Source organism: Coleofasciculus sp. G2-EDA-02 (genome assembly GCF_040226375.1).
Lineage (GTDB): Bacteria > Cyanobacteriota > Cyanobacteriia > Cyanobacteriales > Coleofasciculaceae > Coleofasciculus.
Genome location: NZ_JAVKEW010000154.1, coordinates 13,621 through 36,605, shown reverse-complemented (window position 1 = coordinate 36,605; position 22,985 = coordinate 13,621). Strand labels below are relative to the sequence as shown.

General features: G+C 44.4%; 10 protein-coding genes. 4 read left to right on the top strand and 6 right to left on the bottom strand.

The window, feature by feature from the left end:
• Positions 1-414 precede the first annotated feature (414 nt).
• The 5 genes from RLO19_RS18890 to RLO19_RS18870 all read right to left on the bottom strand — a co-directional run bounded on the left by RLO19_RS18890 (position 415) and on the right by RLO19_RS18870 (position 15,074).
• Positions 415-7,347 carry a hypothetical protein gene (locus RLO19_RS18890; protein WP_446358896.1) on the bottom strand — a complete coding sequence of 2,311 codons (6,933 nt, stop codon included), beginning with the start codon at positions 7,345-7,347 and terminating at the stop codon, positions 415-417.
• A gap of 174 nt (positions 7,348-7,521) precedes the next feature.
• Positions 7,522-8,094: a transposase gene (locus tag RLO19_RS18885; protein ID WP_446358894.1), complete on the bottom strand. Its 573-nt coding sequence runs from the start codon at positions 8,092-8,094 to the stop codon at positions 7,522-7,524.
• A 270-nt stretch (positions 8,095-8,364) separates the two neighbouring features.
• Positions 8,365-12,348, bottom strand: a complete 3,984-nt coding sequence (locus RLO19_RS18880; RefSeq protein WP_446358892.1) for a magnesium chelatase subunit H — start codon at positions 12,346-12,348, stop codon at positions 8,365-8,367.
• A gap of 932 nt (positions 12,349-13,280) precedes the next feature.
• Positions 13,281-14,189: a glycosyltransferase family 2 protein gene (locus RLO19_RS18875; protein ID WP_446358890.1), complete on the bottom strand. Its 909-nt coding sequence runs from the start codon at positions 14,187-14,189 to the stop codon at positions 13,281-13,283.
• Positions 14,190-14,342: 153 nt separating this feature from the next.
• On the bottom strand, positions 14,343-15,074 hold the full coding sequence (locus RLO19_RS18870; protein WP_446358888.1) for a PEP-CTERM sorting domain-containing protein: 732 nt from the start codon (positions 15,072-15,074) through the stop codon (positions 14,343-14,345).
• A gap of 293 nt (positions 15,075-15,367) precedes the next feature.
• Here RLO19_RS18870 and RLO19_RS18865 point away from each other — a divergent pair, with 293 nt between their 5' ends.
• From RLO19_RS18865 to RLO19_RS18850, 4 genes are all read left to right on the top strand, one after another.
• Positions 15,368-16,795: an AAA-like domain-containing protein gene (locus RLO19_RS18865; protein ID WP_446358887.1), complete on the top strand. Its 1,428-nt coding sequence runs from the start codon at positions 15,368-15,370 to the stop codon at positions 16,793-16,795.
• Positions 16,796-17,246: 451 nt separating this feature from the next.
• Positions 17,247-19,688, top strand: a complete 2,442-nt coding sequence (locus tag RLO19_RS18860) for a GH116 family glycosyl hydrolase (RefSeq protein WP_446358886.1) — start codon at positions 17,247-17,249, stop codon at positions 19,686-19,688.
• Positions 19,689-19,734: 46 nt separating this feature from the next.
• Positions 19,735-21,039: an ATP-binding protein gene (locus tag RLO19_RS18855; protein ID WP_446358884.1), complete on the top strand. Its 1,305-nt coding sequence runs from the start codon at positions 19,735-19,737 to the stop codon at positions 21,037-21,039.
• A gap of 84 nt (positions 21,040-21,123) precedes the next feature.
• A complete protein-coding gene (locus tag RLO19_RS18850) occupies positions 21,124-22,458 on the top strand; it encodes a hypothetical protein (protein ID WP_446358882.1) in 1,335 nt (444 codons plus the stop codon).
• A 15-nt stretch (positions 22,459-22,473) separates the two neighbouring features.
• Here the strand turns inward: RLO19_RS18850 and RLO19_RS18845 are convergent, their stop codons facing one another.
• Positions 22,474-22,908 (bottom strand): SRPBCC family protein, encoded by a 435-nt coding sequence (locus tag RLO19_RS18845; RefSeq protein ID WP_446358880.1) that lies wholly within the window; start codon positions 22,906-22,908, stop codon positions 22,474-22,476.
• Between the last annotated feature and the right edge of the window lie 77 nt (positions 22,909-22,985).

Below are 22,985 nucleotides of genomic sequence, written 5' to 3'. Positions count from 1 at the left end.
TTGAAGCGTCACCCCTATGATTATCATTCTCATTCACGTATTCCTTCTCAATAAACCTGTCAATAAGCTCTCATCTTTTCAAGGCTTGAAGGGGGAAATGCTTTGCCTGCCAAGCTTTTGAGCTGCTTGTCACCCCTTCAGGATGTGGTCATAAAATCGCGTTTGCCAACCAAAAGATGAATAATTATTCCTTTTACACCACTGACTAACTGCTGCTTTGTATGATCGAATTATGGCACCCAGAGAACCTGCTTTCGGAGACATTTGTGATCTTGCGCGATAGAACTCGGTGTCGCTACGGAATGTAGAGACGCGCCATGGCGCGTCTCTACAATGGTCATGTCACTTTCACCCTAATGCTTTTAGTGATGTGCGTTTTACATTTAATTCGTCCCACCTACTTAGCTGATCTGATTAGACAAAGATACTGGAGAGATTGTTTTGGATGACACTAGCTTGCGTCCAATTTACCACAGCTAGGCGATCGCTACCGGCAAAAATTTCTGCTCCATTTGTGCTATCAAAGATAGACAGATCATCTGTGGTTAAACCTGATCCGAGTTGGAAGATGGTTTGATCCAGTTGGAAGTTGTGGATGCTATCGAAGCCATCGCCTAGTTCTAGGATAACCGTATCTTGACCGCCACCGAGCCAAATAGTATTGTTGCCTAGACCACCATAGATGATATTGTCGCCATTACCCACGTAGATGCTATCGTTTCCATCCCCAGCATCGATGAAATTATTACCGTCACCCGTGTCAATCCGGTCAATTCCAACACCTCCATAGATGATATTGTCGCCATTACCAGCGTAGATGGTATCGTTTCCATCCCCAGCATCGATGAAATTATTACCGTCACCCGTGTCAATCCGGTCAATTCCAGTACCACCATAGATGGTGTTATCACCCTGATTGGCGTAGATGGTATCATTTCCATCCCCACCATCAATGAAATCATCCCCATCACCGGCGTCAATCCGGTCAATTCCAGTACCACCATAGATGATATTGTCGCCATTACCCACGTAGATGGTATCGTTTCCAGCACCAGCATCGATGAAATTATTACCGTCACCGGCGTCAATCCGGTCAATTCCAGTACCACCATAGATGGTGTTATCACCCTGATTGGCGTAGATGGTATCATTTCCACCTAAACCATCAATGATATCGTTGTCAGGAGTACCAAAAAGAATATCCGATTTTTCTGTCCCGACAATTTCGAGAATCTCGTTTCCATCGGTGACACCAATTGTAAATTCCTTCCAGAAAATGCCACCATTACCATCAGAGGTTTGGACGCGAATGTTATAGGAATTCTGGGTTTCGTAATCGAAGGAGGCTTTGGTTTTTAGGGTATTGCCGACAATTTCAAATACGTTATTGTCCGTATCTCCTGTGCCAGAAACTAAACTATAGGAATGGGTTTCTCCTAACTCAGAATCTACAGAAGAAAGAGTACCAACGGCTACACCAATCGGTAAATTTTCGGCGACTGCAGTATTCGTCAGAGCAATATCAGTAGGATCGGCGCTGAAGACAAGTGCTGTATCAATCTGGTTTTGTAAAGCTGTACCCGTGTTCTCTTCTATGGCTTGGGTAATGGTTTTATTTCCGTTGAGAACATCTTGGATATCTTGTTTGGTTTCAGCCAATGCCACCTTTTCTACTTTGGCAAATTGCACTTCCAGAGATTCTATGGGCAACGTATTCGCAAAATCCTGAATAGTTTGGTTGGCGGCGGCGATGATTTGAGCGAATCCTTGGATAAGGCTGGTGTTTCCAGCTGGAATTCCCGCGCCATTGGTGATAATCGGTTCCAATTGGGTAGGATTCGTTAAATCTAAGGGTATACCACTTTGGATTTTATTGGCGATTGCCCCTACCAGATTATCCAGGATTTGACTTGGGGAGGCGTTGGCGAAGTGTGAAACAATGGTAGCCGCTTGGCTGATTAAGATGGCGATTTGGCTATGGGCGGTATAGGCGGTAACGGCATCAGTTTGATTATTATTGATCGCCTCTACGGGATTGAAGGTATTGATGTCAATGGTATTGGGAATTGAGAAGGCGTTAGTGAATAAATCATTGGCTTGCTGTTGCGTCAATCCGCGTCGGATTAATTCAGCGATGACAGTAGTTAATGGGGTTACTACAGAGGCATCAGGGCTGGCGATGAAGGCGGTGTCTTGTGTTAATCCTGTGGCGGTGTTAATTCCACCCAGGGAGACGATTTGACCTTCAGAGATGTCGAGAATTCCGTCACTATTGGTGTCATAGATAAGTAAGTCATCGGTAAAGGTAAAGGAGCCTTGGGCATCGGTGATAGCGAAGGATTCGTTGTTGTCTAATTCTCCGTTACGATTGGCGTCGAAGAAGACTGTTGCACCAATAATGTCGTTGTTGGTTACTTTTCCAAGCAGATCAATCGTAAAGTCAAAAGTATCTTGGACATCAAAATCTATACCCGCCGGATTATTAGTAGTATCTGAGTCAGATACTTCGACACTAACGGTATAGCCTCCGTTGAACAAGAACCCTAAAAATGGTTTAACCTGAAACTCAAGATTAGTTAAATCTATTGAATCAAAAGGATTGAATAGATTGTTGACTCCTGATGTCGAATCATATACTGTCAATGCTCCTTTGTTCACAATCACATTGTAGGTTAAGTCACCACTCCCCAGGTAAGGCAAGGCTGTAAACGTTTCACCTGCAGCACCTGTAACACCAGTGTTTTCTGGTAAATTACCTGGCATACCATCTAACAAATCTAGAAATGTATGAAATTGTTCTTGAAGATCAGGTTGTGTTTTGACTTGAGCATCATCCGTCAGCGACTGAGAGCCAGGTAAGAATTTAGCACCACCTTCAGAACTGGAATATTCTTCTAAAATGGCTTTATTGGTAATGATCGTCTCGTCGGCAAGATTATCATCTACTTCTAAGTCGTAAGTTATGACTACAACGTTATCGCCACTGGTAGAATTATAAGCGGCGATCGCACCTGTAGCAGAATCATTTAAGCGAATCCCATTACCAAAGAGATCATCAGGAGTACCGCTTATTCCGTCAGGACCACCGCCTAAAAACTCAATGTCACTGGAATTAATCAAAGCACCATTCCCATAAGCCACTTGAAGATTTAGCCCACTTATGGGTATCTTTAATCCTGTGGGCAGATTATCTTTAATCAGTACATCAAATGCACCATTAGGACTTGTGCCAGTGTTTTCCAGAATGATGGCATAGGTGACTAAATCCGTTATTGAATTATTATCTCCATTATGAGCTAGATTACTACCCGGAGCATCACTCAAATCAGCCGTTATATCACTATCGAAATAATTAGTGGTGCTAAGAGTCTTGGAGTTAATTGTTCCAGTGAATCTTAACTCTGAGGTTCCAGGAGCAGTAAATTCAAGGGTGGGAGGATTTCCAATAACAGGGAAAAATTCGCTAAACACAGCATTAGCTGCGCTGGTTGCGACTACACCCTGAGTAATCTTGAGTTCTGGTTGCGCTAATTCAAGTAAAGCATATTTAGCAAAGGCGCGAGAACCACCATTGGTACTACCCTCTTGTTCATAAACCAGATTAGTTAGTAACAGGTTATTTTCTGTTACCTGATCTCCTACTTTTAAGGTATAGAGAAGGTCAATAGTTTGGGGTGCAACGGTGCCAGGATCGTCAAAGGTTCCATAGTTGAACAGCAAAGAATTGTTTTGACGCCCAACAGAAAGATTTGGACCTGTCGAGGGTATGATTGGATTGACACTACCATAAAAGGTATTAAGCGTATCCATCGGACCATAAACGATTTGCTCTAAAACAGGTGATCCACTGTGTACCGTTGTTATATCTAATCGACTGAGACTTTCATTGAAAACAGGTAAAGGAAGGAAAGATGTAAATTTTAGCTGTTCTATGTCGGCAAAAGGCAGAGTATATTTGATCCGATAAGTAACTTCATCCCCAGCTACAACAGTATTACCAGTTTTCAGATTCCCATCACTGTCCTTAATCTGAAAAACGCTTACTTCATAGCCATCATCTTGTCCCGAATTGCTATTAAATTTACCACGAGGTAAGTAGAAGTATGTGCTACTAGAATCTGACTCATTGAAAGGTAAATTATTTCCAGTGTCGATATGAGGAGCGAAGTTTTGACCAGGATTAACATTTAAAACATCCCCTGTAATTGTGGCAGTATTCCTGAAAAAGTCACCATTGTCAACCGATGTATCAGGAAAACTTCCCGTAAAATCTTCCTGTATTACTGTGCGGAATTTTATTTGCCCTGTAGTTGCACCAAAAGTAGCACCATAACCACCTGAGTCAAAAATATTCCCACCTAATAATTTATCATTAGGATTAGACTGTGGAGCTAATGACAATAACGCTTGAGAAATATCTAAGTTAACTGTGCCACTACTACCCCCACTTGGATCGACAAAAGTGAAGTCTCCAGAGTTGGTAAATGAACCGGTAGTAACGACATTATGCTCGTTAATTGTAAAAGTCGGGGTGAAACTGGTATCGAATTTCTGACCATCGGAAAATATATCATTGATATTGACATTCCCGAAGGCGAAATAATCAGACACCTGGAAATTCATGGTGTATTCAATCACATCTCCCGGACTTAATCCTAGTGCTTTGGTATCACCATTTGGTAATACTCGATTCCAGGTTTTTTGAATAGCGAGTGACCGATCATATAGAGTATGAGTTGCATTGGGTTCAATGAAGGTGGTGGCAGTATTATCTGGAGGATTGTAGGGTCCGGCGAAAGGTTGACCATCTCGTGGATCTAGCGGATTCCATACAAGACTTGGATCTAATTTAGCGATATCTGTTGAAGTAACTGCATTCCCAGTTTGAGGGTTGATAACGTCAGTAGTACTGTTGTCTAAGAGTGGGATATAGAAATCAAAATTGAGGCTGGCATTACCTGTTACAGGATTAGGAAAGGCAGCAATTAGAGTACCACCTGAACCAGGGGGAGTTTTAGTTATAGTAGGTGTACCGCCACTCGTACTAACAACACTCTTAAACTGGAGATTATCGGGCAAAATATCCTGAATTGCCAGGTTATCGATTGTCTGTCCCGGCGCAATACCCACTGAGATATTGTACTGTTTACTGAAGTTTTCTCCAGTGACAGTTTCGTTTTCCGGACCTGTGTAGTGTTTCCGAATTCGGTACAGCAGCGGTTTTAAATAATTTTCGGTAACGTCGTCATTTGATTCCATTATTGGATCAATTGGCTGACTGTTCGATACGGCATTTGCACCCAACCGGAAACCACCGCTAGTAGAGAGCTTGAGCGGCTGATTATAGTCAGCTAAATTACTGATCTGAACGTCAATTTCAAGTTTAGCATCGGGTTGATCTGGGGTAAAACTACCTTGAGGTAAGGGTATTACATATAATGTATCTCCTTGATTAAATCCTGATGGAACTTCGATTGTGCCAGCATAAGGATGATCTACTACAAGATTTCCAGAGTTATCAAGGTAGATGGTTGCTAATATTGGTTGTATCCCCAAAACACTCAGAGGAACCGAATGCAACCCATCGCTAATCGTATTACCAGTATCAGGGTCAACAACCGATGAAATATCTTGGTCAAGAATGTATCGTATGCCGTTAGGAATCAGGGTAAGACCATCATAAGTATCTGTCATTACCCCATTGTCATCAGCCATCCCATCAGTACCAGTGGTATCGAGGTACAAATTGACAAAAGGAGCATAACCGACATTTCCGGGAGAAGAGGCGACGTTGTCGAAGCTAACTATAAATGTGCGCCTTTCTCCAATTAAGGGGTAAGCACCTGTGATATCAACAACGGTTGTGTCTGGAATGGGTTTATCGGTTTCTTGACCAAGGACAACATAAGTAGTACCCACACCACCGTTAGTACCGGGTGCACCAATTAAAAAGTCATCAATTCCATCACCATTTACATCTCCGGCATCACTTACTGAAAACCCAGTTAAATCATTAGCTGCAAGACCATCAATTTCAACGAACCAACCCTGATCTGGTGCTAAACTATTAAGATCAAGTTTTGGATTTGAGCCAAAGCCTCCTTGACGACCATAAACTACATATACTTGACCAGAATCGTTGAGACTATTGGTATCTGCATAAGGTGCGGCAATCAGGAAATCATCAATTCCATCACCATTGACATCTCCGGCGGCGCTAATTGCGTAACCTAAGAAGTCATTGTTATTCAGACCATCAATATAAAAGCCATCTGTACCAGTACCATTAATTATGCTGCTAGTAGTCAGAGTTGATGGGAAGCCTGAGTTGTTGCCATAGACGACATAAGCGCGACCTTGAAGATTGAGAGCTGGTGAAGGTGCAGTAACAATGACTGGTGAAGGTGCAGTAACAATGAAGTCGTCATTGCTATCTCCGTTAATATCGCCGGCGCTACTGACTTTCCAGCCTAATATTTCTTGTGAAGCGGCTTGAAATATAAAACCATTGGCACCAGTTAAACTTGTAGTAGACGTAGCTATACTCCCGCGTGTGCCATTGCCAAAGACTACATAAGTTTCCCCATTGAAATTATTAGTATCAGGCGCACCGATAATTACATCATCTTTATTGTTTCCATTGATATCTCCACTTCCCACTGAGAATCCTAAACCTTTTGGGTTAGGACTAGGATTAGGATCGCTAAAGGTCAGAAAATCGGTAGGAGGAGCAGTACTAATATCGAATGTACCTGAGTGACCACCATTAAGATTTGTACCGAAGATGACATGAACATTTCCATTATTAGAATCAGCAGCCGGATCTCCAATAATCACATCATCTGTGCCATCACCATCGATATCTCCGCTACTAACTGACCATCCTAATGCGTCTGAAATATTTGCATTACTATCGCTATTAACAATAGTAAAGCCTTGCCCTAGTAAGCTGGTTACATCGGTAGCTATAGACCGACTTATATCACCATAAAGGACATAAGTTCGACCTTGATTATTTGTGTTGTTAGCAAAAGGATCACCAATAATGATGTCATCTGTGCCATCACCATTAATATTGCCAATACTTACTGATACTTGCGGCGAAAATTGGGAATTTAGGGAAATAGTCTGAGTAGAAGAAGTGGTTAAATCATTGCTGCCAAAAACGACATGAAGTTCACCCAAACCCGAACCAGCTCCCGGCGCACTAATCAGGAAATCATTAAACCCATCTCCATCAAAGTCACCGTTACCTTTGACTACAGAACCGAACCCAAATAGATTGCCGAGAATTTCATCAATGACGAAACCGTTGGGTATAGTGGATGGTGCGATATTGATAGGCATAGCGTTTATTTATCCAAAATTTAGATGATTTTGTCTGCCACTATCCCCCTTGGGATTGGGATATCGTTATACTATCGTATTATCCGGAATATTTGCAGAAGTTTACGCATTTACTACAAAAGTTTACAATGCCCTAGTATTTTGACGGGGTTATGGGTTTTCCCTGATAATTTTTTACATCCACAAATTTGCGGGATTATCCTTGTCGTCTTCCCACTTAGCCAGATTATTGATAATATAGTCTCGAATTCGGTCTAATGATCCATCAGCGCGAATGATGTGGTCATAAAATCGCGGTTGCCAAGCAAAATATTCGTGACCGTTTTGTCTACACCAGCGAGTGACAGATGATTTGTAACCATTGACGATAGACTGCAATGAATTAGGCTTTAGTGGTCCAAATTTGTTTGCAGAATCTTTTGACTGGGTTGGGGATTGGTGTAGAGACGTGCCATGGCGCGTCTCTGTATTATGTGGGCGGTCGATTACAATAATTCCATGGACATGATTGGGCATGATCACATAGGCATCAATACACACATGTTTAAAATGGGTGGGAATTTCTGCCCAGAATTGTTGGGCGATTTGCCCAATCTTGGATAGGTGTATTTCTCCTGATATGACATCACCGAAGAAAAATGTGCGATCGCGTGTACAGATGGTGACGAAATACCAGCCATTTGCGCTATAGTCTCTGTGGGGTAATCGGGTGGATTCAACCCGATATTTTCCTTTGTACAAGGTCATGGGTTTGTACAGGGTTATGGGTTTTCCCCGATCATTGTGTAGAGACGCGCCATGGCGCGTCTCTACAATGGTCATATCACCGACTATAACATCAGTGAAGAAAATGGTGCGATCGCGGGTACAGATGGTGAAGAAATATCAAACCTTCTTTGATCCTTGGTGGGTTAATGGGATTCAACCCGATATTTGTTTTATGCCAGGTTATGGGTTTTCCCCGATCATTGTGTAGAGACGCGCCATGGCGCGTCTCTACAATGGTCAGGTCACCGACTATTCTATCCCTTCAATCCGATCTTCAACCTCCTGATACAACTCCCGCAACATCTGCAGATTACTCTCACTCGTCTCCCAATACCCGCGTCCATTCACTTCCAACAACGTGGACACCACCTTGCGGAAGGAATGGGGATTCAAATTCATCAACCGCTTCCGCATTTCTTCATCCTGGATAAACGTCTCATTGGCTTCCTCGTATACCCAGTTATCCACCGCGCCAGCCGTTGCACTCCAACCCATGGTATTGACTAACCGCTTCGAGAGTTCTCGCACTCCCTCATACCCGTGACTCAGCATCCCCTCATACCATTTCGGATTGAGTAGCTTAGTCCGCGCATCTAAACGCACCGTCTCCGATAACGTCCGCACCTGGGCGTTTGCTGTCGTCGTATCAGCAATATAAGATGCAGGCGTCTTACCATCTTGACGCAGGGTTGATACCACCTTCGTCGGATCAGAATCAAAATAGTGAGACACATCCGTCAAACTAATCTCCGAAGAATCCAGATTCTGGAACGTCGCCTCCGCCGTTTTCAACGAAGACTCGAAAATCTGGCGATTCTGTTCCATCGTTCCCGGATTATCCGCACTAAAGGCAAAGGATTTCCGTGTCAGATACATATCCTGTAACTCTGATTCGCTTTCCCAAGTGCTATTCTCCACTGCTAGATTCACATTCGAGGCATAGGAACCCGACGCATTGGAGAACACCCGCGTCGCCGCTTGGCGCAGATTAATTCCCATATCCGCCGCCTGTTGCATCGCGTGTTTGCGGACAAAGTTCATCTCCTCAGGTTCATCCGCCTCAGCCGCCATTTTCACAGCTTGATCCAACAGATTCATCTGGTTGATAAACAAATCCCGGAATACCCCAGAACAGTTAATCACCACATCAATTCGGGGACGCCCCAACTCTTCCAGGGAAATCAATTCTAATTTATTCACTCGTCCCAACGCATCGGGAACCGGCTTCACCCCAACCATCCACATAATTTGTGCCAGGGATTCCCCGTAGGTTTTGATATTATCCGTTCCCCAGAGAACACAGGCAATGGTTTCGGGCAAATTCCCGCCGTTTTCCGCCCGATGTCGCGCCAATAAGCGGTCTACGACGATTTTTGCCGATTTTACCGCCGCCGTGGTGGGGATGGATTGGGGGTCAAGGGCGTGGATATTTTTCCCGGTGGGTAATACATCCGGGTTGCGGATGGGATCACCCCCAGGTCCTGGAAGCACATATTCCCCTTCCAACGCTTTCAGCATCGCCCCAAGTTCGTTATCGGCGACAATTTGCTGGAGACAAAATTCCAGATATTCAAATAGGGGTTTAATTGCATCGGAGTCAACTTGACAGTACCCCGCATCAATTAATGCTTCTATCCAAGGGGTGCGTTTCCGCATATTAAAGAAATTCAGACTCGTCACCTTGGACACCCGCCCCTCCGCATCGGTTTGGGCTTGCACTAACGCCGCTACAGCTTTGCGAGTGGCTTGGGTGATGTCTTGCAGCAACTGCACATCCGCTAAGACACCTCGGTCGTTATTTTGATAAATCTCGTCGATATCCCGGTTAATGCTGTTGGCGATAATCCCCGGTAGACTCTGGATTTCTTCCTCTGGACGATCCAAACTAGCAATATTCACTAAAGTCGCGATCGCTTCCTCAGCAGTGGGCGGTTTGCCAATTACATGCAACCCACAGGGTAACAGCCGAGACTCAATCTCCATCAGCTTTTTGTACACTAACCCCACCAGGGTATCCCGTTCCTCTGGGTTCAGTTCACTGGCGTCTTTTTCGGGTAAGGCGATATCTTTATCCAGATTCACCAAGCGGCATTTATCCATAATTGTGTTCACAATTGGAATACCGCGTCCGGTGTCTTTTAGGGTTTGATAGGACCCAATTAATTCATTCAGTTCCTTCAACCCTTTATATAAGCCCGCATTCTCAGCCGGAGGGGTCAGGTAGGAAATGGTTTCGGCGTAACTGCGACGCTTGGCGATCGTCGCTTCACTGGGATTATTTGCCGCGTAATAGTAGAGATTGGGAATCGAACCAATTAAATTATCCGGGTAACAATCCCCGGACATCCCCATCTGCTTACCGGGCATAAATTCTAAGGACCCGTGAGTCCCGAAATGCAATACGGCATCCGCTTGCCAGAGATGTTCTAAATAGGTGTAGTAAGCGGCAAATCCGTGGTGAGGGCTGGCGGAACGGGAGAACAGCAGCCGCATTGGATCGCCTTCATAGCCGAACGTGGGCTGCACCCCAATAAACACGTTGCCGAATTGCTTACCATAAATGAGTAGGTTTTGTCCATCACTATTTAAATGTCCTGGTGGTGGACCCCAGTTTTCTTCTAAACGGGTGGAGTAGGGGGTAAACCGTTCATACTCCATCACTGACATGCGGTAGGCAATATTCAGTTCGGGACTGGCATATTGTGCCTGGGCGTCATGGATGACTTCTTGCATCAGCGCTTCGGCGGATTCGGGTAAGTCTTCCACGTCGTAGCCGTTATGCTTCAGGGCTTCCATGACTTTATAAATCGACCCGAAGACATCCAGATAGGCGGCGGTGCCTACATTCCCCTTATCCGGCGGGAAACTAAATACTGTAATCGCTACCTTCTTATCCAGTTTCGGCTTACGGCGCAGGCTTGCCCATTTCAGCGCCCGATTTGCCACGGCTTCAATCCGATCCTGAAGTGCGATCGCTTTCCCGGTGGTGCCATCTCGTCCGGATAGAATAATCGGTTCGATCGCGCCGTCTAATTCTGGGATGGCAATTTGCAGTGCTACCTGAATCGGGTGTAATCCCAAGTCACTTCCTTCCCACTCTTCAGTGGTTTGGAAGACTAAGGGCAATGCCACCATATAGGGACGGTTGAGGCGTTTTAAGGATTCGATCGCCTTGGGATGATCTTGTCGCGCCGGACCCCCAACTAGGGCAAATCCAGTCAGAGACACCACCGCATCCACCAGAGTTACATTGGCTTGTCCCTTACTCGTGGGGGTGTCATAGAAAAAGGCATCCACGGGTTTGGAAAAATCCAGTCCCCCAGCAAAAACAGGTAGAACTCGTGCGCCCATGGCTTCTAGTTCCTGTACCATTGCCACATAATGGGCATCATCCCCGGTGACGAGGTGAGTGCGTTGCAGGACTAAACCGACACAGGGGGCGAAGGGGTCTTTTAAATCCTCAGATATATCGTCGCGATTGTTATACCAGGTGAGATACTCTTTGACATCCTCAAACATCTTTGTAGACAGGGGATGCCAAAGTCCCATGTCTGGGTAAACCACCGGGTCTTTAAATTCTAGGGTTCTGCCTTTGAGGACATATTTATCTGCGAGCATTAACAGGAAGTTTTCCAGATTCTGGGAGGAACCTCCTAGCCAATACTGGAACGACAGCATAAAGTTCCGGGCGTCCTGTGCCTTATCGATGGGCATATATTTCAGGACTTTGGGCAGCGTCTGCAATAGCTTCAGCATCCCATCTTGGAAGGATGAGCCTGACTTTTCTTTACGCTTCTTCATGAACTGGGCGATGGCACTCTTGGATTGACCCAGTTGTGCCATAGAGAAGCTGCCTAATTTGTTCAGGCGCATCACCTGCGGCATAGAGGGGAATACCACCGCCGCATCTAAGCGATCGCGATGAGGTTGGACGGCGTCGACAACCTTATCCGCTAAGTCTTCGATAAAGATTAGAGAGGCGATAAAGATATTCGCTTTGGCAATATCCTGCTGAAATGCCTCATAGTTTTGGGGGTCGCGGAGTTCTTCGATTAAGTAGCCACTCATGTCAATGGCGATATCTGGCTGATTTTGATTAATTGAATGGACAGCCGCTGATAAAGCACTTTGATATTGTGGCTCTAGCACGACATAGACCACCTTCAGTACATGACGATTCTTGGGGTCATCGGGGGTGATGTGACGAATGGTGGACTTGACGTGAGTGAACATGCGGTTCTAGCTCCTTTTGATCCTTGTTCTCTTCTCATTAGTAGGGTTCCAGGGAAGGTTAGCTTGGCTTCCGCTTGGAACAATCGGCTTGGCGTTACAGTTAGGGCAACTTTAGTGGTTTTACCAGAAAATGCTGACCCATGCAGCGTTTTAGCCATCGTTTGACACAATTCGATAGGAAGTTGCTCAATTTACTTTACATTTATTTACATTCATTGAAGTAGTTGCTCTAAATATTATTCACAAAACTTTGCACTTAACTCAATCTGGGCAAAATTACACTCAGTTTTACATAGTTACTGAGGTGCATGTAGACACATAACATTGGCAACCCTGAAAGACAGGGATAAAAGGACACAGACTCTCAAGGGGGGTTGGATATCAATATCGCCAAGCAGATGAGGTACACCCGAATGTAGGGGCACCATCCTTGCGCCCTTACCGATGTACTGCATCAGACTGAAAACCGCAATACCACCTGCCAGAGCGATCACTGTTTAATGTTTTAGCTGATGTGGGGATGTTAGAAGCCCCAACCTGCTTCGCTGAGGTTGGGGTACTTCACTTTTATTTGATACCAAGTTGCATTCTTCTAACGTGTCTTATGAGAGCGAAGCGTGACGCGCAGCGATAGCGACATAAGGAGCGTCAGAATCTCACCAGATGCGCGAGCTAAACTGCGTTTCGCTCAGCAGAGCAGGGGAATTTAAAATGCTACATGTTTTAGCGAAGATTCCTAACAAAGTCGTCAATCCGATGAAGCGATCGCGATTTTCATTCCTAAACGTAATATTGAGACTTGGATACAGTTTTTGCTGGGAGAAACTGTGGAATAGAAGAAAGAGTATTCAAAATTTGAGAAGGAGGAACTCTCCCGTACTTAAGATGATGAATTTTACTAATGTGTGTGTCAATTAGTGCGTAGGGGCGTATTAACCTACAGTGATTTGTGCTTCTTCATCAAAGGAAAGGTATTGTTTATTTGTTTCTAGTCCGTTATTCTCCTGTCGCTTATTTCCTGATGCAATTGGCTGCTGTTGCATCTCCCAACTCTTGAGAACAATTAGATATTCATAGAATGCCTGTAGTGTACACCAAGCAAAACCGGCTTGACCATCTAAACAACCACCGAGGAAAAAATACATATAAATGAAGCGCACCAAAGGTCTGAAGGGAAGACGCAAGGACAAATCTTTTAAAGCTCGCCGTCGTTCGACTTCTGATTGACCCAAGCACAAATTCCACCAATTCACTTGTCCCTGTTCGAGTTGTCGTAATGTTTCAGCCGCCTCATTTGTGGAGTAGCGATTATGCTTATCTATCCAGCGCGTCAAGCCTTTTGAACAGGTATAGTGAGGATAGGTTTCGTTTAGGAAACCTGTGGAACCGTTACAAACTTCTCGCTCGGTGTGACCATAATCTGTAAACCAGACCTTATTTTTCTGGAACAGGCGCAATTGATAGCGGGGATACTGGGTGCTGTGGCGAATCCATTTACCCATAAACAGGACTCGTTCTGCCACATAATAGCCGATGTGTTCGGGGTTTTTGATGGTGTCCAGACATTCTTGGAACAGTTTGGGAGTCATGCGTTCATCGGCTTCTAGAATGTAGACCCATTCATATTTAGTAGGAATCGCTTCCAGCATCCAGGTGCGTTGTTTTCCGTGGCTTTCAAATGTGTGCTGTAATATCCGGATGGGATAGCGGGAGGCAATTTCAATCGTGCGATCTGTGCTGAATGAATCTACAACAATGACATCATCTGAAAGCAGGGCGGATTCAATGCAGGCAGCGATGTCTAATTCTTCGTTGTGGGTGAGGATGTAAATGGAAAACATGAGTAATCTTCTCTGAACTTCTATTAGATATAGCAATTCTAGGTTTTGGATTAAATTTAATACTTTATTCAAAAAGGGAGACCTACCCAGGTATTTTTGGTGAGTGGTCTCCATATAGAAGCCATGTTTTTTGAGTTGCTTAAGGCTATAAACTTAAGCTTTGTGCTGTTGTTTACGCTTAAAAGCTGAGCCAGCACCTAGAACGCTTACGGCTAAAAGTCCTAGAACCGAAGCGGGTTCGGGGGTCACTGCAACTTTATCAACCAATAATCCGGACTCGAAAACGCGATTACCGACATCGGTAACACCAATTCCTAAAGTATAGGTTCCAGTTGTTGGGATTACAAAGGAAAACTCCTCAAACCCTGTTTCATCAGAAAATGGTGTTAACGAGTTCATGAAGCTTAAGGAAGTGTCGCCTAATTCACTTAACGATGTTAGTGAAACAAAAGCAAAGTCATTGAAACTCAATGGATCGTCGTCAAAGTCTAGCTCATCTGTAAGAAAATTCCAATGAAACTTTACAACTTGACCCGCCTTTGCCGTAAATGTTTGTTTGATAGCCGATCCTTCAGTGACATCTCCGTTTTCCAGATCATCCAAGCTGCCTGAAGGTAATCCGAGAAAGTCTTCTAAATCAAAATCATTAATTGAACTCGTCTGTAGTAACGCTTGAAAATTTCCTTCCTTGGGACCACTGCCAAACGCTGATGTCTCAATACTGGTATTACCTAGGGTTTCCCATCCGTCAAAATTACCAGTTTCAAACCCTCCATTAACTATGGAAGCATAAGAAGGTTCAACACTGAATACAGTTGAGAATCCAACCATACTAACGAAGCTGGCTGCAAAGGCTGAAAGTTTTACAAGGGTAGAAGTAGACATATAACTCGTTTCTCCAAAAGGTAAAAGCTATTTATTTAGCTGTCATTCGGTAGCTTAAACTGTCTCTTCAGCGCTGTCAGTAGCAAAAAGTAGGAACATCTCAGCTCAGTTTTATAAAGTTCCCATGAAGAAGTCACGCCCTTTATGAAGCGTTTGTAAAACAGTAGGCAGGTTTTGTGAAGTTTTCATAAAAAAGTTAGTCAGGTTTATCAAGCTTGTGTAAAACAGTAGGCAGGTTTTATGAAGTTCAGGTCAACTTGTCCACAGGTGTGTCTATAGGAGTAAAAATACTCATGCGTCTTGAAGAAGCACTTGAACTCTTGCAATCCTTTGTCTATACTCAAACCCAGCAACACTTAAATACTCTGCAAATGGCTGTCCTGCGGGGATCTTGGCAACATCAATCCTATGAGCAAATTGCCGAAACTTACTGTTTCTCCAGCGCTCACGCCAAGACAGTTGGTGCCAAGTTATGGAACTTTCTCTCTCAAGTGCTTGGTACAAAAGTTAATAAAAAGAATTTTTCAGTGGTTCTGGAACGTAAAGCGAAAGAGTGGATAGTAGAGAAAGCAATCGATATAGCCACTCAGTCAGTTCGTTCAGAAACTTTATCGTGCCAAAATCAATTATCTGTTACATCCGCTACAAAAAATTGTGCAACATCGTGTGATATTCCTGAATTACCCGGAGGTCAAGTTCCGCTAGAGTCTTCCTTTTATATAGAACGTCCTCCCATTGAAGAACGCTGCTACGATGCTATTGGACAACCGGGTGCATTAATTCGCATTCATGCTCCCACCCAAATGGGGAAAACATCCCTAATGGCAAAAATTTTACAGCAAGCAAGATGGCAAGAGTATCATACTGTAACCTTAAGCTTTCAGCTTGCGAGTAGCCATGTTTTAAGTGATCTCGATAAATTCTTACAATGGTTCTGCGCCAGCATTGGTAAAAGTTTAGGGTTACCGAATCAGGTGGCTGATTATTGGGATAATATGTTGGGTGGCAAATTCAGTAGCACGGATTACTTTGAGAACTATCTGTTAGCAGAAATTGACAGCCCTATAGTCATTGGCTTAGATCATGTTGAAGTAATCTTTGAATACCCGGAAATTGCCTCAAATTTTTTTTGCCTGTTGCGAACCTGGAATGAGAAAGCTAAGTACGGAAACAGTCTAAGCCGAGTCTGGGAAAAACTGCGGTTAGTCGTTGTTTATTCAACAGAAATTTATATGCCCTTGATGATTCATCACTCATCGTTTAATGTGGGACTATCAATTGGGTTGCCAGAATTTACCCGGAATCAAGTACAAGATTTAGTGCAGCGGTATGGATTCAATTGGGATATTGATCAGGTAAAACAGCTAATGTCTCTAGTTGGGGGTCATCCCTATCTGATCCGAAAGGCACTTTATTACATTTGGCAACAAGATTTTAGTCTAGAAGAGTTGTTAGTTAAGTATACCAGAAAAGTGAGAATTTACAGTGAATACCTGTATCAGCAATTATCGAATCTGCGACAGTACCCAGAACTTTATTCAGCATTTACCCAAGTGACAAGTTCGCAAAAACCTGTGGAATTAGAATGGGAACAAGCATTACAATTACAGACCATGGGATTGGTGCATCTACAAGGCGATCGCGTGCTGCCTAGCTGCAACTTGTATCGTCAGTATTTTAACGTCTCAGCGTTTCATCTACAGGAGTTCTCCCCTAAGTGATAGTAAGCATTACTTAGATTTTATGCAATTGGTTAGTATTTAATTTTTGTTAAAGATTATATCAAATCAATATTATCTGAATAACCTCTTGCTGCGCTACTTCCTGAACAAATAGCATCAGATTTTCCCGGTTGGAAAGGGGCGGGTTTATTTGGATCTGGGTGCAACGGAAAAGATAGTCGTGAAACCCGCTCCTACATGGTTTCACGGGAAATCCCTAAACCTGGGAAAGGGGCGGGTTTATTTGGATCTGGGTGCAACGGAAAAGATAGTCGTGAAACCCGCCCCTACATGGTTTCACGGGAAATCGCTAAACCTTTGAAAGGGGCGGGTTTAGTCCCATCCCTTGTGCAACGGAAAAGATAGTCGTGAAACCCGCCCCTACATGGTGCAAGAGGTGAGATTGATCCAAAATAGTGCAAGCGACCAACTACGCCGTAAGATCGAAAGCATGATCTATCAACCACCGCGCCCAACTATCCCCGATTGTACCTGGCAACGTCCGATTGGACAGGGCTGGGAGAATCCCTACACTGTACGCTATGCCAGTAATCTGGATGATGGACCCTGGCATGGTATGCCCCTTGGTGGATTTGGCGCAGGTTGTTTGGGGCGCTCTTCACGGGGAGACTTTAATCTATGGCATCTGGATGGGGGAGAACATACATTCAAACGTCTGCCAGCTTGTCAGTTTAGCGTCTTTGAACAGCAAGAAAACCAAGACGCCCAAGCTTATGCCCTCTGTACCGAACCCCCAGAGGATGGTAGTCTGGGCAAATGGCAATGGTATCCCACGTCGCCTAATGTAGAGACGCGCCATGGCGCGTCTCTACGAACGGGAACCTATCACGCCCTTTATCCCCGGAGTTGGTTTGTCTACGAGAATGTGTTTCAAACCGAATTAACCTGCCAACAGTTTTCCCCGATTTGGGCAGATTGTTATCAAGAAAGCAGTTATCCGGTGGCGGTGTTTGAATGGACTGCCCATAATCCCACGGATCAGCCGATTATTTTAAGTATTATGCTCACCTGGCAGAATATGGTGGGCTGGTTTACAAATGCGATTAAGCATCCCCAGGTTCAGGTACGGGATGATGGAAGTCCGGTTTACGAGTATCAACCCCGTTGGGGAAATAGCACCGGGAATTATAATCAATGGATTGTGGATAATTTCCGGGTGGGTTGTCTGTTAGACCGAGTTAGGCTGCGGGATGAGATTGAGGAAGGCGAAGGACAACTCTGTTTTGCCACGGTGACGAATCCAAGTCAGGAGGTATTCTATCACTGTCGCTGGAATCCCACAGGGGATGGAGCAGACGTGTGGAATACGTTTGCCAGTGACGGGAGTCTCAGCGATGTGCAAGACGAAACTCCCGCCGAACCCGGAGAACAAATTGCTGGCGCGATCGCAGTACGAGTAAGACTACGCCCAGGAAGAACGCGCAAAATCCCATTTATCCTGGCTTGGGATTTTCCTGTAACTGAGTTTTCGGCTGGGGTTAAATATTACCGCCGTTATACGGATTTCTTTGGTCGCACGGGAAATAATGCCTGGTCAATTGTCCGCACTGCCCTCAAACATACTGACCTTTGGCAAGAGCGAATTGCCTCCTGGCAAAATCCTATTTTACAGCGTCAGGATTTACCCAATTGGTTCAAAATGGCTCTGTTTAATGAGCTCTATTTATTATCGGCTGGGGGGACAATTTGGAGTGCCGCCGATGAAGGTGATCCGGTGGGTCAGTTCGGGGTTTTGGAATCCTTGGAGTATCATTGGTACGAAAGTTTAGATGTGCGGCTTTATGGATCTTTTGCCCTAGCGATGTTGTGGTCGCGATTGGATAAAGCGGTACTGGAAGCCTTTGCCCGGGCGATTCCCACGAGTGATGATACGCCTCGGATTATTGGATACAACCAAGCCGCAGCGATTCGCAAAGCCGCCAATGCAACACCTCACGATTTAGGCGCACCCAATGAACATCCTTGGGAAAAAACAAACTCTGCCAGTTATCAAGATTGTAATCAGTGGAAAGATTTACCCTGTGATTTTGTCTTGCAGGTGTATCGGACGTTTGTGTTTACGGGGTCGAAGGATATTGAATTTTTAGCCGAATGTTGGTCAGCAATTGTTAGGGCGCTGGCGTATCTGAAAACCTTTGATCACGATGGTGATGGGATTCCGGAAAACTCAGGCGCACCGGATCAAACCTTTGATGATTGGCAGTTGCAGGGAGTCAGCGCGTACTGTGGTGGGTTATGGTTAGCCGCCTTAGAAGCTGGAAGCGCGATCGCACAAATTCTCCTGGACAACTACACCCTAGTTTTTTCAATTGATCTGCCTGATCCGGAGTCGATTCAACAAACCCTGAACGACTATCAGAAATGGTTGCAACAGGCGAAACCGATTTATCACCAAAAACTCTGGAATGGTCAATATTATCGCCTGGATAGCGAAAGTGATTCTGATGTGGTGATGGCAGATCAACTCTGTGGTCAGTTCTATGCCCAATTACTAGGATTGCCGGATATTGTTCCCCCAGAATGCACCCAGTCAGCGTTGAAAACTGTTTATGAATCGTGTTTTTTAAAGTTCCATAATGCCCAATTTGGTGCAGCGAATGGGGTAAAACCCGACGGTTCTCCCGAACATCCAGATGCAATTCATCCCCTAGAAGTGTGGACAGGGATTAATTTTGGCATAGCCGCATTTTTAATTCAATTGGGAATGAAGGATGAAGCCTTAAAAGTGACAGAATCAGTGGTGCGACAGGTGTATGAGAATGGCTTACAATTCCGCACCCCGGAAGCGATTACGAGCGTTGGCACATTTCGGGCAGGTCATTATCTGCGGGCGATGGCAATTTGGGCAGTTTATTTAACTGTAGAGACGTAGCATGCTACGTCTCTACAAAATCCTGTAATCCGCTACAATAAGCGTCATGCCATCATCAAAGACAACTGCTAACGCCTCCAGCCAATTTCTCAAACGCCAAGCCGCGTCGCTGCTGCTGTATCAATCCGTTCTCCATAACGACGTGGGACAAGCTTTTATCCATACGTTGCAAACCTTAAGCAAGGGTGAAGCCGAGCAAACGGCTTGCTTGGTGGCTTATGGTAGCTGGTTCAAAATTTTAGCCGCCCACGGAGAAAGCTGGCAAGATTATCTGATTCGGCAGATTCTCCAGGATGATAATCCCTTTACTGTGCAAGTGCAACGGGTAGCCCTGCAAGATTTACCAGAAGCCCTAGTCATGGCGGCAAAACAGGATTTACGCGCCTTGTACCATCTGTATCAATGCAGCGCCGAACAGCTAAGTCGGTGGGTGCAAAAAGCCTCTCAGTTAGAATTACAGCCTGTTTCCTGGAGTCTGGAAACAGTAAAGCCCACATTTCTACACCAACATAGTGATTGGACAGAATCTCTAGAAGAATTAGCCACCTACTATCGGCAACATGGTACCGGGTTATTTGCTCAATATCATGCCCTGCGTTGGCAGTCGGGTCAATTAGTTGGTATCGCCCGCCCTGATCCGATTGAGTTAACTCAATTGGTGGGATATGAGTCTCAACAAGCCACGTTAGTTAAAAATACAGAATTCTTACTCGCGGGTTATCCGGCTTTACATGTCTTACTTTATGGCAGTCGTGGTTCAGGTAAGTCGTCATTAGTCAAGGGTTTATTACAAAAGTATAAGCATCAGGGACTGCGGTTGATTGAAGTGGCTAAATCTGACTTAAAAGAACTAGCTATGATTGTGGAGCAATTGCGAGACGTACCACAGAGGTTTATCATCTTTGTGGATGACCTCTCCTTTGAAGAAGATGATGATGCGTTTAAGGCATTAAAAGTCGTCTTAGAAGGAAGTGTCACCGCCCGTCCCCCAAATGTAGTCGTTTATGCCACTTCCAATCGACGCCACTTGGTACGGGAATTTTTTGCCGATCGCCCTCGTCCCAGCGATAATGATGAAATCCATGCCTGGGATACCTTACAGGAGAAATTATCCTTTAGCGATCGCTTCGGCTTAACCTTAACCTTTGAACCAGCAAACCAAGACACTTATCTCAACATCGTCTATCATTTAGCCCAGCAAGCAGACATACACTTACCACAAAATGACTTAAAATCCCGTGCAATTCAGTGGGCAACCCGCCACAATGGACGTTCTGGGCGCAGCGCCCGCCAGTTTGTTGATTTTCTCAGCGCTGATTTAGGGATTCATCCTGTGAATGATAAATTATGAGTTTACTAATTTCTGACAAAGGATGTAGCTTACTTATCGCTGCGCCAGTATGACAAATAACGAATGACGAATGACAAATGACCCATGAACCAACTTGTTAATCAAATGCTTCTTGGTACAGTTGCTTTTACCGTCAGCGTGGGTGTGGGATTATTCATTAACCCTAGCAAAGCCTTGGTTAATGGAGTCGTTACCGTTGTGGCAAGTTATACTGGCGTTATTGTAGCGGATCGGCGACGCATCCAAGGGGAAAAACAGCGCAAAAACGCTTTACTCAATCAAATCCAAGAATTTGAGGAAGAAGAAAGCCTGCTGTATGAATCACTGATGCAGGGAAGGGAAACGCAACACCAACTCGAAGCCAGCATTAATGCCCTGCAAACTGAACGGAGTCAGCTTCTGAGTCGCGTGTCTGAATTGCATAACCAACGAAATACCCTGTATCAGGAAATCAGTGAAGTTCAACAGAACAAACAGCAGCACCTAGAGGAGATAGATACGCTGCGATCGCAAATTCAGCAGCTAGAGAAACACCAAAGTGAACTCAATCAATCCCTCTGGGCAAAAACTGCCCAAATTCAGCCAGCGGAAACTCGCTTAAATCACTTACATTCTGAACTCGAACAGCTTCAAACCGAAATTGCTGATAAACTCCATCAACACGAACATCTTCATCAAGACTTAGCTGAACTCGAACGCCGTAAGCAATACTTAGGTGGAGAAGCTTACGACTTACATACCCAGATCCAGGCATTAAAGCAGCGTTTAGAGCAACTGAATCAAGCATTTTTGTCCTTACGGATACAGCAACAGCGGGTTCAGGAAAATCTAACTCCGCTAAAATCGGAACTGGATCAAATGCAGCAGCAACTTACAGAAAAGCATCAGCAACAAAAGCAACTGAATCAAGACTTGGCACGATTAGAACAGCTTAAACAGCAGTTAGAATTCGATTATGCCGCTCTGCAACAGCAAATGCAAACCCTACGGGTGCAGAATTTAACATCAACTGAAACGGCTTTGCCCATACTTGAACGTAATTTATCCCTAATCTTACCTCAAAAATGGTTAAATTTACTGGCATTCGTTCAACAGCTTAACGAGGATGAGCTAATGGCATTTAAAGCAATTTTGGCAGAAGATAAAGCCGCATTTAATCACATTCATAAGCAAAAAAAGATAACATTACAGGCTTTAATTGAGTCTCTTAATGAAAAGTCTATATTCGTACTCGGAAATCATCTGTTTTTCAGCGATAGTACCTCTGTTATCCCTCAACTCCATAAAGACTATAGGTCTGTCTTAAAAGAACCAACATCTATTTATTTTAAAAACTTAATTGGACTGAATTATCGACAAATACAATCTGACATCGTATCAACAAGATTTGCTACACCTCATAAACCTGTAGAGACATAGCCATATCTCCCACCATTATAAATGCTCAACATACCGCTTCAACTCCCGCGCCATGCGTTGAATTCCCCGATGCTCATCTTGCCGAATAAAAGGGACAAAAACACGAGTTAATATGCCATAAAAACGGCTTTTATGGACATATTTAGTCCGACCTAGACCAATCTCTTGTAACTCAAATACGTACTCATTGCGAAAACCGGGAATAGACGAAACCCAGCGCAGACAAGTTTCGGGTTGTAAGAGTGTTACCAAGGGTTCAAATTCCGTTTCCTCATCCTTTGGTAATCGTCGTAATGATAGAGATACCGCTTGTCCTTTTTCCAAGGGCTGTTCTGGTTCGCGGTCAAATAGAAACGTGTTCCAATACTTCCACTGCTGTTTGTCCAACAAAACCTGCCACACTTGTGACTTGGGAGCATTAATTTCGATTTCAGTATAGAGACTTGCCATAATAAAAAAGTAATAAATCAAACGTTATCGGTTAAACCCGCCCCTACAACCCCGCACCTGTTCACCAATAGCTTCCC